Source organism: Pseudoalteromonas sp. 2CM36K (assembly GCF_023161865.1).
Taxonomy (GTDB): Bacteria; Pseudomonadota; Gammaproteobacteria; order Enterobacterales; family Alteromonadaceae; genus Pseudoalteromonas; species Pseudoalteromonas tetraodonis.
The window spans coordinates 59,931-84,160 of the sequence record NZ_JALNTK010000021.1; the positions used below are offsets into that span (position 1 = coordinate 59,931).

General features: G+C 39.0%; 27 protein-coding genes, 2 tRNA genes and 1 pseudogene. 17 read left to right on the forward strand and 13 right to left on the reverse strand.

The features are described from left to right. Window positions 1-109: 109 nt before the first annotated feature. On the forward strand, window positions 110-580 hold the full coding sequence (locus tag MTN97_RS13715) for a DUF2721 domain-containing protein (RefSeq protein WP_008108981.1): 471 nt from the start codon (window positions 110-112) through the stop codon (window positions 578-580). 77 nt (window positions 581-657) lie between these two features. Beyond that, entirely contained in the window at window positions 658-1,110 is a 453-nt protein-coding gene (locus MTN97_RS13720) for a c-type cytochrome (protein ID WP_248474634.1), read from the forward strand. Between the two features lie 52 nt (window positions 1,111-1,162). Here MTN97_RS13720 and MTN97_RS13725 read toward each other — a convergent pair whose 3' ends face one another. After that, entirely contained in the window at window positions 1,163-1,819 is a 657-nt protein-coding gene (locus tag MTN97_RS13725; protein ID WP_076922591.1) for a cytochrome b/b6 domain-containing protein, read from the reverse strand. Between the two features lie 105 nt (window positions 1,820-1,924). Here MTN97_RS13725 and MTN97_RS13730 point away from each other — a divergent pair, with 105 nt between their 5' ends. From MTN97_RS13730 to MTN97_RS13740, 3 genes are all read left to right on the forward strand, one after another. Then, window positions 1,925-2,629, forward strand: coding sequence for an AzlC family ABC transporter permease (locus tag MTN97_RS13730; RefSeq protein WP_248474635.1), 705 nt, complete (start codon window positions 1,925-1,927; stop codon window positions 2,627-2,629). Beyond that, window positions 2,626-2,925, forward strand: coding sequence for an AzlD domain-containing protein (locus MTN97_RS13735; RefSeq protein ID WP_016900234.1), 300 nt, complete (start codon window positions 2,626-2,628; stop codon window positions 2,923-2,925). The genes MTN97_RS13730 and MTN97_RS13735 overlap by 4 nt, the downstream gene beginning before the upstream one ends. Before the next feature lie 93 nt (window positions 2,926-3,018). After that, complete coding sequence (locus MTN97_RS13740) at window positions 3,019-3,510, forward strand: glutathione peroxidase (protein WP_076922589.1); 492 nt, start codon at window positions 3,019-3,021, stop codon at window positions 3,508-3,510. A gap of 118 nt (window positions 3,511-3,628) precedes the next feature. Here MTN97_RS13740 and MTN97_RS13745 read toward each other — a convergent pair whose 3' ends face one another. After that, complete coding sequence (locus MTN97_RS13745) at window positions 3,629-3,814, reverse strand: PA3496 family putative envelope integrity protein (protein ID WP_008108975.1); 186 nt, start codon at window positions 3,812-3,814, stop codon at window positions 3,629-3,631. A 387-nt stretch (window positions 3,815-4,201) separates the two neighbouring features. Here MTN97_RS13745 and MTN97_RS13750 point away from each other — a divergent pair, with 387 nt between their 5' ends. The 5 genes from MTN97_RS13750 (at window position 4,202) to MTN97_RS13770 (ending at window position 7,209) form a co-directional block, all read left to right on the forward strand. Then, the gene (locus MTN97_RS13750; protein WP_248474636.1) at window positions 4,202-4,996 is read left to right on the forward strand and encodes a YggN family protein; all 795 of its coding nucleotides are present in this window, start codon (window positions 4,202-4,204) and stop codon (window positions 4,994-4,996) included. A gap of 761 nt (window positions 4,997-5,757) precedes the next feature. Beyond that, window positions 5,758-5,898 (forward strand): hypothetical protein, encoded by a 141-nt coding sequence (locus tag MTN97_RS13755; protein WP_008113257.1) that lies wholly within the window; start codon window positions 5,758-5,760, stop codon window positions 5,896-5,898. A 226-nt stretch (window positions 5,899-6,124) separates the two neighbouring features. After that, window positions 6,125-6,215 (forward strand) — tRNA-Ser (locus tag MTN97_RS13760). A 53-nt stretch (window positions 6,216-6,268) separates the two neighbouring features. Beyond that, a tRNA-Ser gene (locus MTN97_RS13765) sits at window positions 6,269-6,361 on the forward strand. 359 nt (window positions 6,362-6,720) lie between these two features. After that, window positions 6,721-7,209, forward strand: coding sequence for an RNA-binding protein (locus MTN97_RS13770; protein WP_076922588.1), 489 nt, complete (start codon window positions 6,721-6,723; stop codon window positions 7,207-7,209). Here MTN97_RS13770 and MTN97_RS13775 read toward each other — a convergent pair. Together MTN97_RS13775 and MTN97_RS13780 are read right to left on the reverse strand one after the other, a co-directional pair. Further along, a complete protein-coding gene (locus MTN97_RS13775; RefSeq protein WP_248474637.1) occupies window positions 7,193-8,317 on the reverse strand; it encodes an aminotransferase class V-fold PLP-dependent enzyme in 1,125 nt (374 codons plus the stop codon). The genes MTN97_RS13770 and MTN97_RS13775 overlap by 17 nt on opposite strands. A gap of 1 nt (window position 8,318) precedes the next feature. Beyond that, entirely contained in the window at window positions 8,319-9,488 is a 1,170-nt protein-coding gene (locus MTN97_RS13780; protein ID WP_248474638.1) for a PrnB family protein, read from the reverse strand. A gap of 136 nt (window positions 9,489-9,624) precedes the next feature. Here MTN97_RS13780 and MTN97_RS13785 point away from each other — a divergent pair, with 136 nt between their 5' ends. The 3 genes from MTN97_RS13785 to MTN97_RS13795 all read left to right on the forward strand — a co-directional run bounded on the left by MTN97_RS13785 (window position 9,625) and on the right by MTN97_RS13795 (window position 14,110). Next, window positions 9,625-10,080, forward strand: coding sequence for an Lrp/AsnC family transcriptional regulator (locus MTN97_RS13785; protein ID WP_036980784.1), 456 nt, complete (start codon window positions 9,625-9,627; stop codon window positions 10,078-10,080). A gap of 72 nt (window positions 10,081-10,152) precedes the next feature. Further along, complete coding sequence (locus tag MTN97_RS13790) at window positions 10,153-12,879, forward strand: ATP-binding protein (RefSeq protein ID WP_248474639.1); 2,727 nt, start codon at window positions 10,153-10,155, stop codon at window positions 12,877-12,879. Window positions 12,880-12,970: 91 nt separating this feature from the next. Beyond that, complete coding sequence (locus MTN97_RS13795; protein WP_248474640.1) at window positions 12,971-14,110, forward strand: GNAT family N-acetyltransferase; 1,140 nt, start codon at window positions 12,971-12,973, stop codon at window positions 14,108-14,110. Here MTN97_RS13795 and MTN97_RS13800 read toward each other — a convergent pair. Further along, window positions 14,087-14,677: a DUF938 domain-containing protein gene (locus tag MTN97_RS13800; RefSeq protein ID WP_248474641.1), complete on the reverse strand. Its 591-nt coding sequence runs from the start codon at window positions 14,675-14,677 to the stop codon at window positions 14,087-14,089. The genes MTN97_RS13795 and MTN97_RS13800 overlap by 24 nt on opposite strands. Before the next feature lie 193 nt (window positions 14,678-14,870). Here MTN97_RS13800 and MTN97_RS13805 point away from each other — a divergent pair, with 193 nt between their 5' ends. The 4 genes and pseudogenes from MTN97_RS13805 (at window position 14,871) to MTN97_RS18035 (ending at window position 17,683) form a co-directional block, all read left to right on the forward strand. Beyond that, complete coding sequence (locus MTN97_RS13805; protein ID WP_013463685.1) at window positions 14,871-15,056, forward strand: hypothetical protein; 186 nt, start codon at window positions 14,871-14,873, stop codon at window positions 15,054-15,056. A 216-nt stretch (window positions 15,057-15,272) separates the two neighbouring features. After that, window positions 15,273-16,652, forward strand: coding sequence for a class II fumarate hydratase (locus tag MTN97_RS13810; protein ID WP_248474642.1), 1,380 nt, complete (start codon window positions 15,273-15,275; stop codon window positions 16,650-16,652). A gap of 107 nt (window positions 16,653-16,759) precedes the next feature. Next, window positions 16,760-17,278, forward strand: coding sequence for a hypothetical protein (locus MTN97_RS13815; RefSeq protein WP_248474643.1), 519 nt, complete (start codon window positions 16,760-16,762; stop codon window positions 17,276-17,278). Between the two features lie 10 nt (window positions 17,279-17,288). Further along, a pseudogene (locus tag MTN97_RS18035) lies at window positions 17,289-17,683 on the forward strand (hypothetical protein). A 15-nt stretch (window positions 17,684-17,698) separates the two neighbouring features. Here MTN97_RS18035 and MTN97_RS13825 read toward each other — a convergent pair. The 8 genes from MTN97_RS13825 to MTN97_RS13860 form a co-directional block, all read right to left on the reverse strand. Further along, entirely contained in the window at window positions 17,699-17,884 is a 186-nt protein-coding gene (locus MTN97_RS13825) for a hypothetical protein (RefSeq protein ID WP_008113278.1), read from the reverse strand. 64 nt (window positions 17,885-17,948) lie between these two features. Beyond that, a complete protein-coding gene (locus MTN97_RS13830) occupies window positions 17,949-18,269 on the reverse strand; it encodes a hypothetical protein (protein ID WP_008113280.1) in 321 nt (106 codons plus the stop codon). Next, a complete protein-coding gene (locus tag MTN97_RS13835) occupies window positions 18,266-18,904 on the reverse strand; it encodes a hypothetical protein (RefSeq protein WP_248474645.1) in 639 nt (212 codons plus the stop codon). Before MTN97_RS13835 ends, MTN97_RS13830 begins: the two co-directional genes overlap by 4 nt. A 71-nt stretch (window positions 18,905-18,975) precedes the next feature. Next, entirely contained in the window at window positions 18,976-19,668 is a 693-nt protein-coding gene (locus tag MTN97_RS13840) for a PspA/IM30 family protein (RefSeq protein ID WP_036980772.1), read from the reverse strand. 24 nt (window positions 19,669-19,692) lie between these two features. Beyond that, the gene (locus MTN97_RS13845; RefSeq protein ID WP_004335098.1) at window positions 19,693-20,106 is read right to left on the reverse strand and encodes a YjfI family protein; all 414 of its coding nucleotides are present in this window, start codon (window positions 20,104-20,106) and stop codon (window positions 19,693-19,695) included. Window positions 20,107-20,186: 80 nt separating this feature from the next. Further along, window positions 20,187-21,908: a polyamine aminopropyltransferase gene (locus tag MTN97_RS13850; protein ID WP_248474646.1), complete on the reverse strand. Its 1,722-nt coding sequence runs from the start codon at window positions 21,906-21,908 to the stop codon at window positions 20,187-20,189. A 4-nt stretch (window positions 21,909-21,912) separates the two neighbouring features. Then, window positions 21,913-22,812, reverse strand: a complete 900-nt coding sequence (locus tag MTN97_RS13855) for a DUF350 domain-containing protein (protein WP_013463678.1) — start codon at window positions 22,810-22,812, stop codon at window positions 21,913-21,915. A 25-nt stretch (window positions 22,813-22,837) separates the two neighbouring features. After that, complete coding sequence (locus tag MTN97_RS13860; protein WP_069438740.1) at window positions 22,838-23,770, reverse strand: hypothetical protein; 933 nt, start codon at window positions 23,768-23,770, stop codon at window positions 22,838-22,840. Window positions 23,771-24,230: the final 460 nt, after the last annotated feature.

The following is a 24,230-nucleotide window of genomic DNA, read 5'->3' on the forward strand; positions in this document are numbered from 1 at the left end:
AGTTACAAAAAAGCACACACTAACAACATAAAACATTGATTTTAATGTAATAAAAAGCAAAAACCAATTGTGAACAATTGTAAATGAAAAGATTTAAATAGAGGGATAAATGAACAACGATGTAATTAATATTTTAACTATGGCTAAAGTCATTCAAACAGCCGTTGCACCCGTCTTTTTAATAACAGGTATTGCGGCAACACTTGGGGTGCTATCCAACCGTTTGGCACGTATTACAGACAGAGCCAGGCAGTTAGAGCGAAAATTAAAAGTTAGTACCGATGAAGAGTTTAACTTGTCTCTAACTACAGAACTAAGGGCGCTTCTTAAGCGCTCCCGCTGCATACATATTGCCTTTAGTTTAAGTGTCTTAAGCGCATTATTAGTCTGTGCCGTGGTTATGTTGTTATTTTTATCGCACATACAATCGATTAATTTAGGTGTCACTATCGGTAGTTGTTTTGTTGGTGCCATGGCATTGCTAATATGTGCATTTATGTCATTACTTGGCGAGGTATTCTTAGCGACACGTAGCATGCGACGAGGAATGATATTTGCTGATATTGATATAAATGACTAAACCAGCTCTTTATCTTGAACTAAAGCCTGAGCTAAGATACAAAGATAATTAAAGAACCCTTAAAGGAGTAGAGTAAAGTGAAATTGAAGCAAGTATTTATCGGGGCGTTACTATCTACATGCGCATTTAGCGTATCTGCAAATTCTGCATTCAAAGAGCCGAGTGATGCGATTGAGTATCGCCAAGCTGCATTTTCTATGATTTCAGTTCAAATAGGCGATATGGGTGCTATGCTTAAGGGTAAAATTCCTTTTGATGCAGAGCAATTCAAACAGCGTGCAAATAACGCGGCGGCATTATCTAAAATGCCTTGGGAGGCATTTTACGCAGGCACTGAAAAAGGCGATACATCAGCACTTCCTGCGGTATGGTCTGAAAACGATACTTTTATGAAAAAAGCGACAGCGTTTCAGCAATATGCTGATGAACTTGCTGTAGCAGCTCAAACAGGTGACAAAGCGGTCATTGGTAAAGCATTTGGTGCATGGGCTAAAGGCTGTAAAGATTGCCATAAGCAATTCAAAGACTAATAAACACTGTGTATTAAACAATAAAAATGGCGCTGTATTAGCGCCATTTTTTTTAACTAAGCAGATAACTTAAAGGCTCACTTCCCCAAGTACTCATAATTAAAACCAGTAATAGTAAAAATAAAACCCATGCAATCCATGGTGACTTTGTCTCAGGCTCTGAGCTTTGTGTTGCCAGTGCTTTATTACCGGTGATCATAGCTTTTACTAAAGGCTTGCCTTTTATTTTATAAGCAATAATAGCCACAACATGCAAAATAATCGCATAAAATAAAATATCAAAATTAATATGATGCAGCCAGTTAGCGAAATCAATCGTATCACTCGATACATACTGCGCTAACGGGCCATCAGTTAAAATACCATCACTGCTCATTAAACCACTAACCAGCTGCGTAATAATCAGTATAAAAAATAATAACACCATATAACTGCCTGGTGCAGAATGGCCCACATCATTTGTTTTTTTGCCACTAAAAGAAGCAAGCACCGATTTAGGAGAATGCAGTAATGCCGATATTCTTGCCGTTTTACTGCCTATGAGACCCCATATAATCCGCGTTGAAATAAGCGCTAAAGTAAAAAAGCCAACCACAAAATGTAGCTCTATCATGCCCTCTTCAGCACTAAAATAAAGCGCAGCAATACTCAATACTAATAACCAATGAAAGCTTCTTAAAAAGCCATCCCACACTTTTACCTTGAACATTGCACCTTCCCTAAAAAACAGTATCATCTAAAACGCTAACTATTTTAGCATCTTAATCTTAAGGTATCCCGATGAGTCTTTCTACTATTACACAGAGTAAAACACATGCAGTCCATTAAAAAACCGATACTAAAAGGCTTTTTAGATATGCTGCCATTATGTTTAGCCGTTATTCCTTGGGGTATTTTATGTGGCTCGTTGGCAATACAAAATGGCTTTACCCCTTTTGAAACTCAAGCTATGTCGCTATTGGTATTTGCAGGCTCGGCTCAACTGGTTGCTATTGAGTTAATGGCTGGTAATACCCCTCTGTTAACCATTTTATTTACCACATTTATTATTAGCTCTCGTCATTTTTTATATGGCTTGGCGGTTCGTCACAAAGTGATTGAGCAACCCATGCGTTGGCGCCTTCCAGTCAGCTTTGTATTAACCGATGAACTATTTGCTTTTTCGCATCATCCTCGCGCCTACCAGACTAAAACGCGCCTAATTTACGCGCTCAGCGCAGGCTTTAGCTTTTACATTGCTTGGAATATTTGGACACTGTTCGGTATTTTAGCCGGTACTATACTCCCTGATCTCACCAATTTAGGACTCGACTTTGCGATTGCTGCAACCTTTATAGCTTTGGTTATCCCAGGAGTTAAAAATTTAGCCACTCTTGTCACTGTCATTGTTGCAGGGATCTGTGCCACTTTATTAAAAAGCACAGGCTTTGAGCTGTGGTTGGTATGCTCAGCACTACTCGCGATGAGTGCAGGTTACGCTGTAACTAGAATAGTAAAAAATAAGGACACTAAATCATGATGACGACTATTTTACTTATGGCATGTATTACCTTTTTTACCCGTTATTTATTCTTACATCGCGCGCTACCATTTAAAGTAGGGCCTAAAATGCAGCAGTTTTTGAGCTTCAGTGCACCTGCGGTTCTAACAGCGATTTGGGTGCCTATTGTATTTATAAATGATGGTGGCATTAATCTAAATTGGCAAAATCCTTATTTAAGCGCAGCGATTGTAGCCATTATAGTTGCTTACAAAACACATAATATTTACCTAACCACACTTGCTGGTATGGGGTTATTTTTGATTTTAAATTAACAGTAACGCCATAGCAGTGTTCACTATTTCGACTTTGTTAATCACCAAGCAAAGGTTAGACTATGCCAAATAAACAAATAATAGCTTAATAATATGCATCCATTTCATCAACTAAGTGCAACTAGCCTGCAAGGCCAACCTATCGATTTTCAAGAGTTTGTAGGTAAAGTTGTGTTAATAGTAAATACTGCAAGTGAGTGTGGATTCACTTATCAATATAAGTCGTTGCAAGCATTACACGAAAAGTATGCCTGCCAAGGTTTAGTCATTATAGGTTTCCCGTGTAACCAATTTGGCCAGCAAGAACCCGGAGACGCGAATCAAATAGCGCAAGGTTGCTTAATCAATTACGGAGTTAGTTTTTTAATCGCAGAAAAAGTGAACGTTAATGGTCAGCATACACATCCGGTTTTTCGCTATTTAAAATCTGTATTACCGGGGTTGTTAACACGAAAAATTAAGTGGAATTTCACAAAATTTTTGATTAATTCAGATGGCTCACCGATTAAGCGCTACGCGCCCTTTACTAAACCTGAAAAACTAGAAAAAGTAATTGAAAAAGCATTGCTCGCAGCTAAAGTTTGAGGCTTAAAAATTATAAAGAGGCATAAAGCCTCTTTATTACCAACCCACAGAGCTTTAAATACTACCTAAGTAGCAGTTAAAAGCTAATATGTCGGCACTGATTTGTACTAGCGACAACCTAATCAATATAATCGTTTAAGTCATCTTCACCTAGGTTTTTACGCAAGCGTTTTTGCTCAAGGTAATCCTCTAACTTTCTTTTCACCTTTTGCTTTTTCTTGTCGTGTTGATTACGCCCGACCATTTCGTATTCGTCTTCAACAAAATCATCATCTAGCGCATCGTAACTAAATGTCTTACCCACAACCCACTCCATAAAGTGTTTGAGACCAATTACGGATTCTTGTATCGCGATAATTGGTGAAATTAAAATGTTCAACGCAAATTCATTGTACAAATTTCCGTCAAAATAAAGCCACATCGCTATCCTAAATAGTCTCTGTGTCAGTATTGTGAATAAATAGCGCTAAATTTGAATTGTGGAAAGTGAGAGTTTTTTATCGTATCGATAAATTTTATTTATTAGCATTTAATTGTTGGTTATTTTGACCAAATTTTAGCTTTTTCAATGACTTTACTTTCAACTTCAAAGCAGCTTAAAAGTCACAAACCACTGTTTTTAAACACTAAAAACTATTGGCACCAAACTTGTTATAAGTTAATTATCATCAGCAAAAAACAGAGAATAAACATGAAAGAATTATTATTAGTTAGCGCAATTATGTGCGCCCCCGTCGCCATGGCTCATAACGATAACAGCTCTTCAATTTCATTTAGTAACGACGAATGTAACGTTGTATTTAAGAACGATGTGCGCATCAAACCTAATGAGTTAGAAATTTTTAAAGCCAATAATCAGCGCATGCTATTTACCGCTGAAGGTGAGCTGTCTATCAATGGCGAGCAAGTAGCATTAAATAGTGCACAGCGCCAAGCACTGACCAACTACACAGATAATTTACGCGTGCAATTACCTGAAGTGGCCAATATTGCCCTTGAAGGGGTTAAAATTGCAGGTGTTGCATTAGAAGAAGTCGCCAATGCATTTAATATTGATGGCCTCGATAACATTGCAACCTTGATGGACGATATTCAACAAGAAGTAGAGGGTACCTTTTACCAACAAGGTAAATTTGTCATGGGCCAGCAAAGCTTCACTCAGTTTGGTGAAAACTTTGAACAGCAGTTTGAACAACAAATAGAAACTGCCGTTGAGTCGGCCGTAATGCAATCAATGGGCAGTATTTTAGTAGCATTAGGCTCTGAGCTAATGGGTTCAGGTGGCGATATGCAAGCCTTTGAAGAGCGCATGGAAAATATGGGCGCACAAATAGAAGAAAAAGTAGAGCTCCATGCAAAAAAACTTGAACAGCGTGCAAATACACTGTGTGGTGACTTTATTGAAATCGCACAACAAGAAACTCAACTTGCTGCGCAAGTGCCTGCATTAAAAGGCTATGAGTTATTTACTATAAAACAGCACTAACTGCTCAGCATTTTAATTAATCTCCCTTTGCGGCATTTGCTTTTAAGTTATGCCGCATTTTGCGTTTTTTACCCCACCAGTCCCATTTAACTCAAGTAATAGACTGTTGAGTGGATCTGCTCTTGCTGTGCAGAGACATTTTGTGGCTTCATAGTAGACTACAAACCAAAGTATAATCTTCACTTCGCTCTAGATCACATAGAATGCCGTTCGAGCTGATGATTGTAAGCCCAAATTGCAACATATTAAAACCACCCCTTTTTAAGTTTTAAATTCTGAGGCGGTGCGATCCCCAGTTAGACGCGTTTTAAAACGCAACTAACTCCAAAGTGCCTAGTAACCTAGGCACTTTTTTTATAATTTAAAAGCCTAGCAACACTCTTTTTTATCGTTTATAAAAAATGCTCTTCTCTGATAAATAATTAACCACCTATAAATAGCATGTTAAATCTTTGAACGAAGTAAAACCCACCCCAAAAATACAAAATAATTTAATCTGAATAACTATTCAAAATAATCTATTTATAAACATATTAAAATAAAAAAAACTGAAAAAAACCCCATAAAAAAGTGATGTAGCACAAAAATATAATGAATAAATATACAAAATCAAAACAAACGCCATTAAATAGCAAATCAAAAAAAACACTTTCAGATTAAAAAAACTAATACTTCACCAGCAATTTTTATCGCTTTATTTTTAACCAACCTACGGGCAAAATGCACACGTTTTCAACAGACACAACCTTGGAGCGAATACAATGAACCCAATTAATACATTAAACCAAACAGCCACAACTCACGTTGCAGTTAAACCAACTAATCGCAAAGCGAGAATGTTAGCTAAACTTAACCGTTACGGAAAAAAATTAGCACTTGGCGGTGCAATTCAATACAAATAGTCACCCAACCATGATTTTTGTATTGTTGCAGCAAACACCCAACCACTAAATGAAGTTTCTTCTTTAGCTCCATCTGTTTGCTGCCAGCTCCCTCTTCATAGCTAAAAATCATCTTTAATTTTCATAATTTACAAAAAAAACCTCATTTACGCTCACTTTTTAAGCAAACGATCTTTTTGCTATTTACACAGGCAACTCACCTAAGTATTATCCTGCATCACGACGTGGAGAGATGGCAGAGTGGTCGAATGCACCGGTCTTGAAAACCGGCAGGGGTTTATAGCCCCTCTAGGGTTCAAATCCCTATCTCTCCACCACTTATTTGTATTAATTGGTTTTTTCCGATTGATAACACGCTAAATAATGCGTCGGAGAGGTGTCCGAGTGGCCGAAGGAGCTCCCCTGCTAAGGGAGTATAGAGTTTGTAGCTCTATCGAGGGTTCGAATCCCTCCCTCTCCACCATTACTGAATATAAGCCACTTAATTGTGGTTTTTTTGTGCCCAAAAATAAGCTTTGCTGCTAATTGGGAGGGTGAGAGCCCTCGACTGGGTTCGATAAAGTGTCTGGAACAGTTTAGGCCGTTGCAAGCGTCGCGTAGCGATTGATTACATGGATGTAAGCAAGTCTATCCCTCCCTCTCCACCATTACTGAATATAAGCCACTTAATTGTGGTTTTTTTGTGCCTAAATTTTAATAGCCTCTATTAATTTGCACTTTTTATAACGCAGTCGCAAGCGTATGCTAATAAATTAAACAAATTGTATGGTGTCACAACTTAGTGCATTATAAATGGTACTTTAAACCAGCTTAGGTTTAACCATGACGAAGCTAATATTACTACTGTATTGTTTGGGTGCCTGTGCTGTTAGCATGGCAAATGAAGTGACGGTTTATAAATGCACCATTAAAGGTGTGCCTACTTTTAGTCAAACTCCTTGCGCTGAAGACGCTCAAGTGATCACGCTTAGAAATGTCAACATCATGCAAACAAATACGCCACAATCTGAGAACACACCAGTTGCCGATACTTCTGTTGACGATTATCTAGCGGTGCAACAAATAGAGCGTGATATTGTGCAGCTTGAGCTTAAGATTAAACAATACCAACAAGAATACGCACAAAAAAAACAGCAAATCGATTACATGACCCAAGATAAAGCAAATCGCTTAGGGGCCAGCTCAATTGCGAATGCCATTACCACTGAAACGGCGGCACTTAAGCAGCGATTTGACCCACAAATCAAGCAAGCACAACAACAAATAGAAGCACTCACTCAAAAAAAACAGCAGCTTAGTCAGCAACCTTAAGTATGTGCTTCACAACATCAATAAATGTTTGTATCTCTGACTTTGTATTATATATGTGAGGTGAAACACGGATGCCGAGTTTACGCACATCAACACTTATTTTTGCAGCCTCTAAAGCCGTTAATATACTTTGCTGATGCTCAGAAAACTGCAAAATAGCGGTGCCACTACATTGCTCTTTAGCGCTAGGTGACATTAAAAAAGCGCCCAATTGCTGCTGAATTAACTCAAGTAACATCAAGTTGTGCGATCTCACTTGTTCAACGCCAAATTCAACAATATATTCAATACTATGAGCGGCAATAATATAAGGAAGTACCGAGGGCGTACCGCCCCAAAACCTTAGTGTTTTAGCGTTATATTGAAAATGCGCAATATCAAACTCGAATGGGTTTTGATGTGAAAACCAGCCAACATCTTTTGGTTCACATTGTGTTATTTGCTTTGGATTTACCCATAAATAAGCAGCTCCTGGCCCTCCGCATAGCCACTTCACACTTGAACCAATCATAAAGTCAGCATTTAACGCCGTTAGGTCTATAGGAATAACCCCTGCCGATTGCGCCACATCAATTATTGAGAGTGTATTCGTGACTTTACTCAGCGCCACAATATCGTTTATGGGAGCTTGTACACCCGTATTAGAATAAACATGGCTGACAAACACACCATCAATCTCTGGAGTTAAATATCGCTGCCATACCTGTCTATCACTCAAGTCTTCATGCTCAGGGATGTAGCGTATTTTTGCACATTCAGGCAATGCTTTTTGCATTACAAACCCCATACTGGGAAAGTCAGCCTGCGCCATTAATACCGTACACTGTGGTTTATTAAATACGGGGTGTGACATAACCAATTTAGTTAAACCACTGGATAAATTAACCTGAGGACAAAATTGCTCACTAGGCGCATTAAACAACTGCCCTAATGCCTCAGTAAATCTTTCAATGGCGGGTAACCACTGTTGCCATGGTTCTTTTACACTTTCTTGCCAAGGAGTAAAAAAATGTTCAGTGGCATTTTCTAAGCTCGTTTTTAATGGGCGGCCAACAGAGTGGCTTAGTAAATAACAACCCTGTGGCATACAAAAATCATTTTTAGCCATATTAATTAATCCACTGTTTTAGCGTGTTTAAATCATCAAAGCGCGTATTTATGTCGTCACGCTTTGCCGCGGCACGCCTATCTCTTAACTTAGCTAATGAATCAAGCAGTACCGGTAGAGGAGGTCCACTGGCAGTGACTTTACTCATATGCTGTTGTTGCATGTGCTGTGATGGCTGAGCAATAAACTTTTCCACCAACTGATTATGATGACCGATAGCGGTGTCGCCATGTAATTTACACACTTGAATAAATAGTTTGCCGTGCTTTTGAAACCACTTTGTATTTTTATATTGTTCGGCCTCTAAAAAATCATCCATTAGGCTTTGCATACGCATGGCTTCACGAAGTATTTGTTGATCCTCTGGCATCATGTATAAAAATTTATCCACCAGCATTTGCGAGTAACTCGGCTCATTGGCACTGCAAAGCCCTAGCAGCATATCAATAACATTAATACCGGCAAAGTCTCCCGCATTTGCACCACGGTAAACCTCTTTACCTACCCTGTAAGGCTTGTAATATGGGCGTACACAATTAAAAAAACGTTCGGTGTCTAGCTGAGTGTATAAGGCGTTATTCGACGCTATTACATCCATTAATGCCGTTTTAACCACCTCAAGTAGTTCAGCCGTGACAGGGTGTGAAATGCCTAATGGCAGTATTTTTAATAAAGCATCACTCGCACGTTTATACGCTAAAATACCTTGGGTGTTGTAATCTAAAAAAAGGGCTTCATCATCAAGATTTGTAAACCGTTTATAGGTGCCATTAATGGCTTTATTATGCGTAGTTAGATGCGCAGTAGCAAAACGAGGGGTTACTCCAATAGAAGCACCAATATGCATAGCAAGCGCCGATGCTTCAACTAATGGTGAGGTTGTTTCTCTGCTCGGCTCTGTGATCTCATGCCTGCGACAAGCGGCCATGAACAAGCCCACATTACCAAGTAAATCAAATGCGCTATCAAATCCTTCGTCGGTATTACCTTCGGCTAATAAGTCGCTGATCAACGCATTACCTTGATCTTTTAGTGCCAGCTTTAAGCTATCACCAACCCCCTCAACATTAGCCTTATCTGCTTGCTGCCAATACAACTCCTCTAATTGAGAGTTTAGGGCAACAAACTCAGACCTAATCCAATTATCAAATTTAGCTGTGTAAGAACTCATGACTACATCCTGTTATTATTATGTCTTAATGCTAACAAAAACCCCTGAGGGTAAAACGTCAAAAAAAATAGTAAAAATACCTTTTGTTAGCAATAATCACTACCAACATTAAAATAATTAATAAGATCTCATAGTCATGTTAGATAAAAAAGATCAGCAGTTACTGGTTGCCTTACAATCGCATGCCCGCATGTCGGTTTCTGAATTAGCCAATACCATTAACCTATCAGACACCCCAACTCTTAGGCGTATCAAAAAGCTTGAGCAGGAACATGTAATTACGGGCTATCACGCTGCAATTAACCCTAAGTCGCTCAACCTTAATGTGCTGGTTTATGCTTTCGTGCGACTAAGTCAAAACTCGGTGAGTGCGGCACAGCAATTTGAGCTGCATGTAGAAAAACTTCCCCATGTACTTGAGTGCTCTGTGATCTCAGGTAGCCACGATTATTTACTGAAAATTATTTCTCAGGATTTAGAAAGCTATGAGCAGTTTGTAAAGCACCAGCTGGGGAGCTTAAGCTGCATCGCCAATATAGAGTCAACGGTAGTACTCAAACAATCATTTAGTAAAAAGCAGCTACCACTTTAAAAATAATACTATTTACTGTCGATTCGCTATACTAAAATATCATTATAAAAATAATATTTAACAAGGATGCATGTGAAGATTTTTGGTTCAACATCCAATTCTTTTGTTTTTTACATATCGTTTGCGGTTGCTTACTTTATAACTGGTAATTTATTAACTAATTTTGCCTTTCAATCACAAGTCATCCCTATCTGGCTCCCTGCAGGTATTGCCCTAGTTGGCTGTTTTATCTGGTGGTGGCGCTTTATCCCTGCATTATTTATTGCCTCTGTCTCCTTTAATTTAAGTACCAGTGATAACGTTATCTCTGATCAAGTTTTAATTGGCAATACATTAGAGCAGGTGTTACTAATCGGCTTTGGCGCTGTGCTGCAAGGGATGATTGGCGCAGCTATTTTAAAATACTGGCTAGGTCATCCGCTGTTCTTAAAGAAACGCCAATCAATAATATATTTTATTTTTATCGTTGGTATTGTTGTTAGCCTAATATCGGCCAATATTGGCGTCTATGCTTTAAGTCAGTTTAACCCTGCTCACAGCATTGATAATCATTGGAGAAATGTTACTTTTTGGTGGCTTGGTGATTCTCTAGGCGTGCTGATCGCAACCCCCTTTTTATTAGCGTTATTACAACCTAAATTTAAACGCCATGATGTTACCCCATTACCTACTATCGCAGTATGCTCGGTATTATTCATCTCAGTAGCCTTAACCACTAAGCTATATAACCAAGAGACTTATTCAAATTCAATACAGATTGCCAAGCGCGAAACATCTATTATTGAAAACAGTTTGCTGAGCAATTTAAACCTCAGCCAAATAACCGTACAAAGCCTTGCAAGCCAAATACAATCAACGCCAACTTTAAGCAGGCAAGAGTTTAATAGCTACAGTGCCCAACTATTGGCTGAGCATTCATTTATTAAAGCATTTTCATGGAATCGTAAAATTGATCCCGCTCAGGTCAGTGACTTTAACAAACAGCTTAATGAAATTTATAACGCATACAACTTTGATCCAAGCATTAAAGGGGCACCATTATCAAACAATGACCCATTGGTGGTTATTACCTATATTGCCCCTTTTACAGAAAACCAATCAGCGATAGGTTTTAATCTTAATTCTCGAAAAGATCGCCGTGAAACTTTGCTCGACCCACGTATCAAAATTCGCCCGATAGGGACTAAAATAATTCAATTAGTTCAAACACAGCAACCTGAACCCGCGTATTTATTATTTGCTCCCGTGTATCAACAAAATAATGAGGTTGCCTCAATTAAAGGTTACGCAACAGGTGTATTTTTAGTAAAAAACATACTTGCTCAGTCGCTTACGCAAGCACAAAATAAAATGTTTAATATCGCTATTTATGAAGCCAATGCTATCAATCCGTTTTATTCAAATGCCGAAAATATTCCAACCAAAAGCAATAAGCTTACAACTATCAAAATTGATTTTGCAGGGCAAACATGGTTCGTTGATTTAACCATTAAAGATGAATTTCTACCGCATCAAACTAATAACATGACACTCTTTTTGCTTATTTTACAGGTCATTGTAAGCTCACTCATTTTACTGATATTACTGCTGTTTAATAACCAGCACCTTGCACTCTCACGCTTGGTAGCAGAGCGTACACGCTCGCTGGTTAAGGCTAAAAAACAATCTGATTTAGCAAATCAAGCTAAAAGCCGATTTTTAGCAAATATGAGTCATGAAATTCGCACTCCGCTTAATGCCGTGATTGGCTTTTCCACTCTAGCTAAAAATGAAGATAGTCCTGAAATTCTTTCTGATTATTTAAATAGAATTAATTTAGCGTCTAAATCATTGTTAAGTTTAATAAATGATGTACTCGATATCTCTAAAATTGAATCACAAAAGCTCACCTTAGAAGTCGCTCCTTTTGATTTGAATGCGCTTCTTGCTCGGATCAGTAGTATGTTCGAGCAAAGCGCAGAACAAAAAGGCATTCTCTGGAAAGTTGATAACCAATTACCAACCGACATTTGGTTTGAAGGTGATGTTATGCGAATTGAGCAAATTTTATTAAATCTATGTAGTAACGCCATTAAGTTTACCTATGAAGGTGAAGTAAGTATTAGCGCATACAGCAAGGAGATCACCAATAGACGTCGTCAAATTACCTTGACTATTAAGGACTCGGGCATCGGTATTGCGCTATCAGAGCAAAGTAAGTTATTTGATGCGTTCACCCAAGCTGATAGCTCAACATCACGTAAATTTGGTGGGACAGGGCTTGGTTTAGCAATCGCAAAAGAACTTAGCTTATTAATGTCTGGAGATATCAGCGTACAAAGCGAACCAGGTAAGGGCTCTACTTTTACTCTGTCTGTCGAGTTAAATACATGTGCAGCGCAACAAGTAACGGCAAAGCACATACACCAGCATATTGATTTAAGTAAACTAAAAATACTGGTTGCAGAAGATAACAGCGTCAATCAATTAGTCATAAAAGCAATGCTTAGCTCTTTAGGGATTACACCAACACTAGTGGAAAATGGCGAATTAGCAGTAGAACAAGTTAAAATAAATGACTTCGATTTAGTATTAATGGATTGCCAGATGCCGATTATGGACGGTTACCAAGCCACCGCCTTGATACGTCAAATTAAAAGTACTGAGCAATTACCAATTATTGCCTTAACTGCTGATGTAATGCCTGAAGATAAAGCCAATGCCTTAGCAATGGGTTTTAACGAACATCTTGCAAAACCTCTCGAACTCGATAAGCTCATACAGTGCCTATCTCAATATATTGCGCCAGATAAACCATAAAGATTTATCGAAAATAGAAAACCAAATATGGCTGTCGCACTATTACCAAAATTAATCAGCAACCCACTTAAAAAATAGTAGGCAAAGCATTATGAGCCACTTTTCACATCAATGGTTTAATAGCATCAACCAAATTGACGCAACACAATGGCATTATTTTTTTGGTAATGACCCTTTTACTCAACACGCTTTTTTATATGCCCTTGAGCAAAGCCAATGTGTAAGCGCAAAAACAGGTTGGCAGCCTCACCACTTAGCCGTTTATGAAGACGATAAACTAGTTGCCCTTGCCCCTGGCTACTTAAAAGCGCACTCCTACGGTGAATATGTATTTGACTGGGCATGGGCTGAAGCTTATGAAAAAAATGGCTTAGATTATTACCCTAAATGGCTGTGCTGTATTCCCTTTAGTCCGATTGAGGGTCAAAGAATACGTATTATGCACAGCAATCCAAAGTTAGTGTATGAGTATATAACAGAGCAACTTAATACCCACTGCGCAAAACAAGCCTGGTCAGGCTGGCATGTAAACTTTTGCGATAAAGCACAAGCCTCACAGCTAAATGATGCAGGTGCCATGCTGAGAACCGGGGTACAGTTTCAGTGGTTTAATAATAGCTTTAAAGATTTTGACGATTTTTTAAAAACCTTTAATGCCCGTAAGCGCAAAGCAGTAAAAAAAGAACGCGCTAAAATATCACAGCAAAATATCACCATTGAATGGTTGCAAGGTGAGCAAATCACCACAACAGTGATGCAGCTTTTTTGCGAATTTTATCAACGTACTTATTTAAAACGCTCAGGCCATTTAGGCTACTTAAACAGTGAGTTTTTTAGCTTACTACATGCTTTAATGGCTGACAAATTGCTCATTATGTTGGCAAAAAAAGATCAACACGTCATTGCCGCCACATTAAGTTTAATTGGTGACAATACTCTTTATGGACGCTATTGGGGAGCAAGTGAAGAGGTTGATTCACTTCACTTTGAGCTGTGTTATTACCAAGGAATTGAATATGCGATTAAGCATAATATTCACTGTTTTAATGCCGGTGCTCAGGGTGAGCATAAAATAGCACGCGGTTTTCAACCCATGAGCACTTATTCTGCTCATCATATTCTTCACCCCGATTTTAATCATGCTATTGCAGATTACTTAAAACGCGAACGCCAGCATATCGATAGTTATAAACAACAATGCAGCACTTTATTGCCGTTTAAAAATGAGTAACTGATTATTTGCAGGCATCGCAGTATCGCAAAGTAACTTAAGCCCAGATTGCACTGCAAGTTGCTCAACCGCTTCGAAATCACGAATACCACTAAGCGGATCGCGACTTTGCAATAAACTATTAAATTCATCATTACTGGGGCTGGTAAACTCCCCTTTATATTTGAAAGGGCCATATACACACACCACCCCTTGCTGGTTTAAGTGCTGATTTACTCCAGCAAAAAAACGCGTAATTAACTCCCAGCTCACTATGTGAAAAGTGTTAGCAGTATATATCGCATCCACTTTATTTACTGGCCAAGGATCGTTTAGGTCAAGTAATAAAGGCGGATGCAAGTTTGCCAGTTGCACCTCATCATGCCATAACTTTATTCCTTGATGATTAACCTCTCGATCACTGGTATACCATTGTAAATGTGGCAATTTTTTGGCAAAGAAAACGCTATGCTGACCCGTCCCCGAGCCTATCTCAAGTACCGACCCTGCATTTTGCAATGCAGGCTGCAAAACCTTAAGTATATGATTTTTATTATTTTCGCAGGCTTGTGAAAAAGGTTTGGTCATACTGATGCACCTAAATTGCAAATGAATGCACAATAGTAAAACAAATTTCAACTATTCTGTCGTGAGTAAATTGACCAAAATAATAAAATAACTTTAATTTCAATACGTTAAATTATATTTACCGAGCTGGTACGCTATATGCTTTTATTAAATTACTCACTTAATGAGTACTAAACGACAAAAGGATAACATTATGTATATTTCACCCTATACCGCCGTAGACGCTGTAATGGCAATTACCGATAAAAGCCTAGATAAAACGAGTCATGAAACAGATTGTAGAGCAACGGTTATCGACTTACTTTCTCATGTAAAACACACTCAAAAGGCACAAAACAAACATGAAACAGACCAAATATTTATTCTTGGCTACAATTAAAGTTCTGTTTAGCCTTATAACTGGCTGTTTATATAAATACATTATTTAAGTCGACTTAAAATCCGTTTAAGTCGACTTTTTAGTTTTAATCCCACTTGTTAACTTGCCTTGACGCCCCCTACTTTTTAGCTATACCGTTGTAAATAGCAATAACAGCACCATATCTTTTTTTATAGCGTAGTTTAATGTCATATATTCTCTTTTTTAGGAGTACTAATGAGTAACTTTAGAACAGAATCAGATAGCATGGGCACACTCGACGTACCCGTTAACGCACTTTATAAAGCACAAACCCAACGCGCCATTAATAACTTTACGATTAGCAACCTCACCATGCCACAGCAATTTATTATTGCTTTAGCGTATATAAAACAAGCCGCAGCATTAACCAATTTAAAGCTTGGCCATTTAGATAAAACAAAAGCAAATGCAATCGAGCATGCCTGCCAAGAAATTATTGATGGTCAGCATTATGAGCATTTCCCCGTTGATATTTTTCAAACGGGATCAGGTACCAGCTCAAATATGAATGCCAACGAAGTTATTGCAAGTTTGGCTTCAAAACATGCTAATCAACCTATTCACCCTAACGACGATGTGAATATGGGACAAAGCTCGAATGATGTTATTCCCACTGCAATCGCCTTAAGCAGTGCTATCAGTGTTGATAAAAAATTACTGCCAGCACTAGCAAACTTAGCCGACGCCTTAGAGCAGAAAAAAGCAGACATCGGTCATATAGTTAAAACTGGGCGCACTCATTTAATGGATGCAATGCCAGTGACCTTTGAGCAAACACTCAGCGCATGGCAATCGCAGGTAAAGCACGCAGCCCGCGGTATTGAGCATGCACTAATACGTGTTTGTGAACTGGCTCAGGGGGGAACAGCGGTCGGCACAGGTATTAATGCCGACCCACAATTTGCCGCTCTATTTGCCAAACAGCTAAGTGAAAAAGTAGGGATTAACTTTATCTCCAGTGATAACTTTTTTTATAATATTGGATCGCAAGATGCCATTGTGGCTTTATCAGGGCAGCTGAAAGTCTATGCCGTTGCGCAAATGAAAATAGCCAACGATCTACGTTGGATGAATTCAGGGCCGCTTGCGGGACTTGGTGAAATAGAGCTTGAAGCATTGCAGCCTGGTTCATCCATTATGCCTGGCAAAGTGAACCCGGTGATCCCAGAAGCCGCTGCAATGGCTAGTGCGCAAGTCATCGGTAACGACGCCACAATTACCGTAGCAGGCCAAGCTGGCAACTTTGAGCTTAACGTAATGCTACCCGTGATTGCTTATAATATCCTGCAAAGTACAGAGATACTTGCTAACAGTGCGCAAGCACTAGCGGATAAAGCCATAACTAGCTTTAAAGTTAATCAAGCACAGATTGATAAAGCGCTGACTAAAAATCCTATTTTAGTTACTGCACTCAACCCAGTTATTGGCTATGAAAAAGCAGCAAAAATTGCCAAACAAGCTTACCAGCAAGCAAAGCCAATTATTGATATCGCCGAGCAAGAGACAGACCTATCTCGCTCAGAATTAGAGGCATTACTCAATCCAGCTAAATTAACCCAAGGTGGGTTAATGTAAAAACGCCATTAATGGCGCTTTAATATATTGATAGTAGAGTTTTTATTGCCGTAATAAATGCACCGTGTATGATAGTGATGAATAATTCATCACTATCAGGAACGATTATGCGTACTCCATTACTCGCTCTACTACTATCGCTTTGCTTAACAGCTTGCTTAGAAAGCACCTCAAATGAAACTGAGCAAACTAAAACCAATACGGTAGAAAACACGTCTACGCCGATACCACAACAAAAACTACCACAAGCGAATAGAGAAAATAAAATAGCACAGCAACTACCGGTTGATGCTGCAAAGGAAGTGTCGCTTGATGATATTAAAACAGCAAAAAATAAATTAAATAACCTCATAGCAGATAAACAATGTTCAACTAGTTCACAGTGTAAAGTCAGTGCTGTTGGTAGCCGTGCCTGTGGTGGACCAAGTGATTACATTGTGTACTCTACACAAAGCGCACCCCAAGAGCAGGTTTCAGCCCTAAGCGATACTATCACTCAATTAGAAAGTACCTATAATGTGCAAAAAGGCATGATGAGTATTTGCCAACATTTAACTGCGCCAAGCACTCAGTGTGTTGAAAATAAATGTGTTAAACTTGAAGGCTCTGCGGTAAGTGTATTTTAAGGATTAGATTATGAGTTGTTTGTCATCCGTAATTAAGCTATCAGCTACCTGTGTTGTTATGACTATGCTGCTTAGCAGTTGCAGTAGTGCACTAACATCAAGCAAAGCTCAAAACGCGAGTGAATCTGTTTTAAATACTTAACTTAATGAGCTTACAAGTAATAAAAGCTGTACAGCCAGCTATCAATGTTAGGTGTTTGCTCGCGTGTCTGTGGGGGGCCGAGTAAGTATGTTGTGTACTCAACATTAAATCACTCTCAAGAACAAGCAGAGCAATTAGCGCAAAAAATCACTGAGCAAGAACAACTAGATAATGCAATGCTTGAGTTCAAAGACTGTTCACCAGTGTTAGAAGTCCACTCTTTATGTATTGATAATCAATGTAAAACAGTTAACTACCAGTAGCAGTTCGTTTCGGTGTTAATCTAATAGTGGTATTAACACCGAAATAACCACCACCATGAAAATACACACACCTGCCTTAAAAATGTATTCCAGTGGCATTTTTTTCTGTACCCAGTAAGCATATATAAAACGCACGAAGTAGCTTGCCGCCGTGCCAAATAAAGCAAACATGAGTAAGTAGGCAATCAATAAGATATTCACAGCGGTACTTTTTTAGAAAATAATAGCCCCAGTGTAAGTATTTTACATAAAGAAGGCAAAAGGGTTACTTAGTCTTTTTTGTATGCTCAATTAGTAACTCTGCTACCTGTTGCTTTACCGCTCTTTTATCATCTACTGCCACTTCAAACCGGCTAGCCAATTGCGCTATTTCGTCATCATTTAAATTAAACGATAGTCGTTGCCGTGTTTTTTTAGACTTTACATCAAGACCTAAAATTTTACGGATCATATCTGAGGGAGTGAGCTCTTGATCGATAGCTTGTTTTTTTATCGACTTTTGTACCTCACTACTCAAATCAAATGCCATTTGCGTGGCGCGCACAGCTTGCTCTTGGCGCAACCACTTGTCTTTAGCATCACTCACTGAGCATCTCCAGGAAACAAATCAACAATATCGCTAATTGGGCGAGTTAACGTCAGTGAGACTTCTGTTTCACCTCCCTCCCAAATCTCTATATTAACGCTATGCCCTTCATCAGGAGAGGCTAAGCAAATCATTTCGCATGGTTCACCACCTTCTTGCTCATAGCGAGGCAGCGTTTGGCCACGAAAGTCTTTATTATGAAAATAACAAACATAAGGCGATTCACTTTGCTGATAGCTTTTCGCTAAAAATTGCATAAAACGCTCAGGGGTATTTTGTACCATGATATGTGTTAATGACTCTTCATCAAAAATACGCGCAAATTCATCAAGACCAAAGATCTCTTCAACTTCATCACGCTGAATTTTTATAGAGAAGTTTGCCCACTGTTCACCATCATTTTGCTCTATTTGTAAAAACACCACTTGGCCAGTGTTAGTTTCAAGTGCAAATTCAGTATCACTGCTGTGTTGGTACTGATACGTTTGCACATCAATAACGCGCAACGTTTGACCTTTAAGCCATGAAGGATAAGCAAACGAATCAATGACAGTAAACATGTCGCCTTTTTTAAGGTCACTCGCATGATTAAGCTGACGTTCTGGCTTTTTTTTAGATTTGAAAAAATTAAACATATAAGGTGCCTCTGTAAGCAAAAAAGGTAACGGAGCGAAACTCGGTTACCTTTTTGATATGGTTCTAAATGTTAACTATTTTGCTTCGCTTTAATGCGCGCTAAAATATCAGCACTTTTTGGATTCGTATCACCAATACCTGCTTCAGCCATTTTAGCTTTTAAATCATCGCCATTAACATCTGCTTCTAGAGACTTTGCAGCACCTAATTGATCAGTACGGTCTTGTTGGCGTTGCTTAATACGCTCAAGCGACTGACGCGCCGATGTCATTGATGAATTATTAGTATTAAGCGTGCTGTTTACAGCCATTGTCGCTTGTTGAACGCTTTCTGTGGTTTTAACCATAGTAAGCTGACGCTGGTTTTCTTTAATTGATTTTTCAGCATCTTTAACTTGCTGCTTCAATGTCACTATGTGATTAGTAAAGCCCGCTAATACTTGCTCGTGTTCAGCTTTCTCAGCTTCAAAGTCACCAATTTTTTCTGCAATTTCTAATGCTAATGCTTCATTCCCTTTTTCAAGGGCTTGACCTGCATACGCTTCGTGCTCAGCAATTGATGCATCTACTGCGCTAATTTTACGCTTAGTTTGCATCTCTTTAGCCATTACTTCTGTCAGGCTTTTTTTAGCACGATTCAGTGCATTTTGTGCATCGGCAATTTCTTGTTCAAAAATACGAATACCATTGGCATCAACAATTGCTTCGCCTGCTTCACGTGCGCCGCCACGTACTGCTGTAAATAATTTTTTTAAAATACTCATAATCTTAACTCCACTAACTAGCTACTAATCGTTTAAATATAAGGTCACGGCTTCTAGTGCATCTATAGCGTTATCAGCTAATGTCACTAGTTCGTGGGTAACATCATCTAGAGATGAATTTACCGACAGTGCACCAAAAATCGCGTATTTATTATCGATCTTAGCAAATGCACTCAGTGGAATTGGCACGTTTAAACGCAGTAATGTTTCGTTTAACTCGTTGCGTAATTCACTTTTTACTTCATCTTCGTCAAACAAGTAGCTAATACATAGTAATTGCTCTTGTGTTTGAGTAACAAAAATTGGAAGCTCGTCATTTCCATCAACAATGACTTGTAAAACATCTTGCTCACCTGGATTGGCAATCAAGAAAGACTCAAAGTTAGCACCCTCGGTTTCAAAAGACGCTAATTTTATTGAAAGTTCATTTAATTCCATGTCTCTGCCTTTTCGTCATATGACATATTATGTCTGAGTTAAGATTCGCATGGTCGACATATTATGTCAACCATGTTTTATTAATTTTTATACAATTCACTTTCTATTTGCCAAGCTGCTCGGTAGTAATCATATAAGCGACCAGAACCTAACCTATTGACTTCAATATCGTTCACTTGTTCAAAATAGTTATTAGGAAATGCAAAACTCGCTAATAAATATTTTTTACTAATCCACCGAGATGGCACTGGCATATCAGTTATATTGCTAATACGGGCACTAGGTGATTGCCCCATTTTAGTCGCAATGGTCCATCCCCATTGACCAAACGAAGGAATGTTTTGCTGATATTGCTCTACATAATCAAAACCTGCGGCTTTCACCGTTTTAGCAATACTTAAAAATGCCTTTTTCGCATGATAAGGCGATGTTGACTGTACCGCCATAGCACCATCAGGCGCTAATAATTGGCGTACATGATTATAAAAGTAATCGCTGTACATCTTATTAAGATCAGGGTGATTAGGGTCTGGCAAATCAATTAAAATAGTATCGAACTGCTTTGACTGATCCAGTAACTTTTCGACTTCTAAAAATGCATCGCCCACAATAATATTTGCTCGCGGGTCATGCATCGATTCATTATTGAGTGCTACCAACCGCTGTTTAATCTCTTCTGGCGGTGTGAATTTATCGTCTTCATGGCCAAATAAATTCAGTAGCTGGCCATCTAAATCAATTAGTGTGACTTCTTTGACTGGCCACTTTAATACATCACGCATGGCTAATCCGTCACCGCCACCAATAATCAAAACACGGTCATGACGATTAGATGCGAGCATTGCAGGATAAACAAGCATTGAGTGATATATTTGCTCATCTACACTAGAGAACTGCAAACGACCATTTAAATATAGATCAGTAATTGGCTGAGGCTGATTTTTACTTAATCGCTCTGTTAGCACCACATGTTGATACTTAGTCGCCTGAGAGTAAATAACTTTATCTTTGTATAGTACGTTACTTAGGTTATCCATCCAGCTACTACCAAACTGCAAAATAAAAGCGAATAACACCAGCAGTAATATATGGCAAACCAATAGCAACTTAGCAAAGCGTACATAGCTATGGTAACGCCATAAAAAGGCAAGTCCGGCAATAATATTAAATAGCGCTGTCCAAGCGGCGGCTTGCATTATTGGCATCGCGAGCATAATACTCACCCAAATTGCCGCGCCAATACCAGCGCCAATATAGTCAGCCCCATATATAGTGCCGGCGTTATTTTCTAAAAAACGTCCATAAATATGCTGGCGAATACGCGCAATAAGCGGTATTTCCATACCAATAAATAGCCCTAATATTAAGCCAAATACATAAGGTAAAAAGCGAGACCACTCTTGCAGCTTTTGAAACACGTAACCATTAAGAATGACGTCAGGTGGAATATTAAAAATACTTGATAATAAATGAGGGAGGGAATAACTCACGGCAATAATGCTGGCAATGGCTAATATACAGCCCATACCTATGAGCGCAATAATACTCTCTAGCCAAGCAAATGCGGTGAAGGCATCTTTAAACCAACGCGCTAAAAATGCACCCATCCCCATAGCTACAATCATAGTGCCTATCATGGCGTAAATTGCACTCTCAACGGAGCCGAGTACTCGGCCAGCGTAATGAGAAAGTAAGTATTCATAAATAAGGCCGCATCCTGCGAGTACGGCCATAACAGTGATCAGTAAAATATCATGCCCAAGTAATTTAAATTTACTTGGGGAAGCTTGAGTTGATGACACGTGATTATGCACCCAGTAGTGTGGCCATAGTGATCCCGACAGCAAATGACACAGCTGCAGAAATAGCGGCAACACCCACATTCTTTTGACGATTCACTTCATCTGAAATATTACAGCCAGCAAGAATGATTTTAATCGTCAGTAAGTGCAGTAAAATGAAAGCAACCAAACAAACAACGGCGCTTAGCGCCCAGTAAAGTAAACTCGCATTAATATTGTCAGCAGCATAAGGAGCAATGCCTGTTGCAGCAGTAATGGCTAATGCACTCCCAATTAAAAAGCCTGCATAACGAACACCTACTGCTAAATTACCATCAATAATAGCCTGTTGTAGGCAGTCGCCACTTTTGTTGGTACGCTTAAATAGCTGCACGCGATATTGGCTTACTAAAAGTAACACCACACTACCAATGACAAACGCAGCAATAACAATAGGAATGCCATGCCAACCTTCAGTAGCAACCCACAATAGTGCAGAGCGGATAACCACTGCAACACTTACTACATGGCCAAAATCAATAATTGACGCAGTAACGTTACCTTTGACTATTTCGTTATGTAAGCTCACTTTACGCAGCGCCACTTTATCTTGAAAAAAGTGACCCAGCTTTATAAGCAGAATTGCTAATGCACCATAGCCAAGCATTAACAAAGCTTCTTTTTGTAACGTAGCAGCAAAAGCACCACTACTCACGCCCGTTAATACAATCGCAAGTGCGACTAAACCAGCGGCAAAGCTTATTCCAAATGCAAAGTTATCGCGCTCAGTAATTTCGTCATTGGCGTGTAAATTAGATACCCAACCTTTAATATACTTTAAACTCACAAATAGTAAGATGATAATTGCAAAGTCCACAGACAGTGCTTGCAAAGACCACATAGTTATTCCATTAAATTCATACATATTATTCTAACTCCAACGTTATTCTTTACTTACCACGACTTACGCCGCGCGAGGTTCTGCTACTGCTGTTACGAACCGATCCTGAATTATTGCTATAACTACTCGCTCTTGAGTAACTGCTGCGACTTTTAGGCGGCGTATAACTGCTGCGACTCAAACCTGATGCACCTGTTTTTTTACTCGCATAAGGACTAGTGAACTGCTTGCCTTGGCGTTGGTAAGATTGTCGTGTACGTGTTTCTAATGCACTTTGGGCTTTTATTTGTTTAGGGCTTGAGTAACGAGTACGACCATAGTCATTGTAGTAACTATACTTACGGCGTTTACTCCAACTTCCGTATTCAACTCGGTCAAAAACATCACCCAAAATACGGTACATGCCGTACCATTGCCAAAAGCTAATACCACTACTATTCGTTTGCCAATTACCATAGTTAGGATTACCTACCATTTGGTTACCGACCCCTTCGCCTTCAGCTTTTTGGCTTATAGCACCAACTCGTGCCAAAGAACCATTCGACATATCCGCAAGCATATTAATAGGATCGGTTAAGGCATCAGAAAATAACGTTGGCTTGGCGGCTTCACGCAATAAATCAATATTGTATAAAGTGTCTTCGTAAGGAGGAATTAAGTAATTACCCTTAATATCATCAAGGCGTTGGGTTAAGCCACTATAAAGGGCTCCCTGGCGTGTGGCATCAAGGCTAACTACATCAACAACCTTACTGAGTTCAGGTTGCTGTTGTTTAAGGATACGACTGTATTCTTTAAGAATAATCGCATTACGTATACTACCATTATCAAGTGCTTTACCAAGCTGACTAAGCTCGACATCGGCCTTTTTAATGGACTCTTGAATTGTTTGTTGTAGCTGTTCTTCTTTAGATTGACAACCAATCAGTGCTGTAAACAAACAAAACAGGCTGAGAAGTTTCCAAGCTTTTATATTCGACATTCATGTCACCTGATTTACTAAATTATCCTAGATAGTTTTACACAGGACAGTTATTAAACCAACAATGAAATTGCAACAAGATGATAATTTAGGGACTAGTTTAAAGTGCAAGGTGAATAACTGAGATCAGTAAAGAGTAGCAGGGCTGATAATAATACTTCAAAACTTATAGCGCATGGCTTAAACACTGACTTGTATTTGGAGTGGGTATACTACTTCGTAGCGACAGCGCAGTAGCATGTCGTGGGGTCGGTTCTGGTCAATTCTCTTCCTTTAACCTAATACCTTTCACCTCGAACCTGCATTTTCACTTTCCTGCAGACGTAAAAAAGCCCGACTATTGCTAGTCGGGCTTTCTCAATTTGGAGCTTGGTGATGTCGTAGTGCCCACAGCGGTAGAGAGCCACATAGCAAATGTATAGAGTCGGCATTAGGCGCTTATTATTTTCCTTTTACCTGA

Excerpts from the sequence above, each read along its gene's own strand:
- MTN97_RS13715 (WP_008108981.1), top strand. The coding sequence starts at position 110 with ATGAACAACGATGTAATTAATATTTTAACTATGGCTAAAGTCATTCAA.
- MTN97_RS13725 (WP_076922591.1), bottom strand. The coding sequence starts at position 1,819 with ATGTTCAAGGTAAAAGTGTGGGATGGCTTTTTAAGAAGCTTTCATTGG.
- MTN97_RS13840 (WP_036980772.1), bottom strand. The coding sequence starts at position 19,668 with ATGAGTATTTTAAAAAAATTATTTACAGCAGTACGTGGCGGCGCACGT.
- MTN97_RS13815 (WP_248474643.1), top strand. The coding sequence starts at position 16,760 with ATGCGTACTCCATTACTCGCTCTACTACTATCGCTTTGCTTAACAGCT.
- MTN97_RS13860 (WP_069438740.1), bottom strand. The coding sequence starts at position 23,770 with ATGTCGAATATAAAAGCTTGGAAACTTCTCAGCCTGTTTTGTTTGTTT.
- MTN97_RS13810 (WP_248474642.1), top strand. The coding sequence starts at position 15,273 with ATGAGTAACTTTAGAACAGAATCAGATAGCATGGGCACACTCGACGTA.
- MTN97_RS13780 (WP_248474638.1), bottom strand. The coding sequence starts at position 9,488 with ATGAGTTCTTACACAGCTAAATTTGATAATTGGATTAGGTCTGAGTTT.
- MTN97_RS13855 (WP_013463678.1), bottom strand. The coding sequence starts at position 22,812 with ATGTATGAATTTAATGGAATAACTATGTGGTCTTTGCAAGCACTGTCT.
- MTN97_RS13845 (WP_004335098.1), bottom strand. The coding sequence starts at position 20,106 with ATGGAATTAAATGAACTTTCAATAAAATTAGCGTCTTTTGAAACCGAG.
- MTN97_RS13805 (WP_013463685.1), top strand. The coding sequence starts at position 14,871 with ATGTATATTTCACCCTATACCGCCGTAGACGCTGTAATGGCAATTACC.
- MTN97_RS13735 (WP_016900234.1), top strand. The coding sequence starts at position 2,626 with ATGATGACGACTATTTTACTTATGGCATGTATTACCTTTTTTACCCGT.
- MTN97_RS13755 (WP_008113257.1), top strand. The coding sequence starts at position 5,758 with ATGAACCCAATTAATACATTAAACCAAACAGCCACAACTCACGTTGCA.
- MTN97_RS13800 (WP_248474641.1), bottom strand. The coding sequence starts at position 14,677 with ATGACCAAACCTTTTTCACAAGCCTGCGAAAATAATAAAAATCATATA.
- MTN97_RS13730 (WP_248474635.1), top strand. The coding sequence starts at position 1,925 with ATGCAGTCCATTAAAAAACCGATACTAAAAGGCTTTTTAGATATGCTG.
- MTN97_RS13795 (WP_248474640.1), top strand. The coding sequence starts at position 12,971 with ATGAGCCACTTTTCACATCAATGGTTTAATAGCATCAACCAAATTGAC.
- MTN97_RS13785 (WP_036980784.1), top strand. The coding sequence starts at position 9,625 with ATGTTAGATAAAAAAGATCAGCAGTTACTGGTTGCCTTACAATCGCAT.
- MTN97_RS13775 (WP_248474637.1), bottom strand. The coding sequence starts at position 8,317 with ATGGCTAAAAATGATTTTTGTATGCCACAGGGTTGTTATTTACTAAGC.
- MTN97_RS13740 (WP_076922589.1), top strand. The coding sequence starts at position 3,019 with ATGCATCCATTTCATCAACTAAGTGCAACTAGCCTGCAAGGCCAACCT.
- MTN97_RS13750 (WP_248474636.1), top strand. The coding sequence starts at position 4,202 with ATGAAAGAATTATTATTAGTTAGCGCAATTATGTGCGCCCCCGTCGCC.
- MTN97_RS13835 (WP_248474645.1), bottom strand. The coding sequence starts at position 18,904 with ATGTTTAATTTTTTCAAATCTAAAAAAAAGCCAGAACGTCAGCTTAAT.
- MTN97_RS13770 (WP_076922588.1), top strand. The coding sequence starts at position 6,721 with ATGACGAAGCTAATATTACTACTGTATTGTTTGGGTGCCTGTGCTGTT.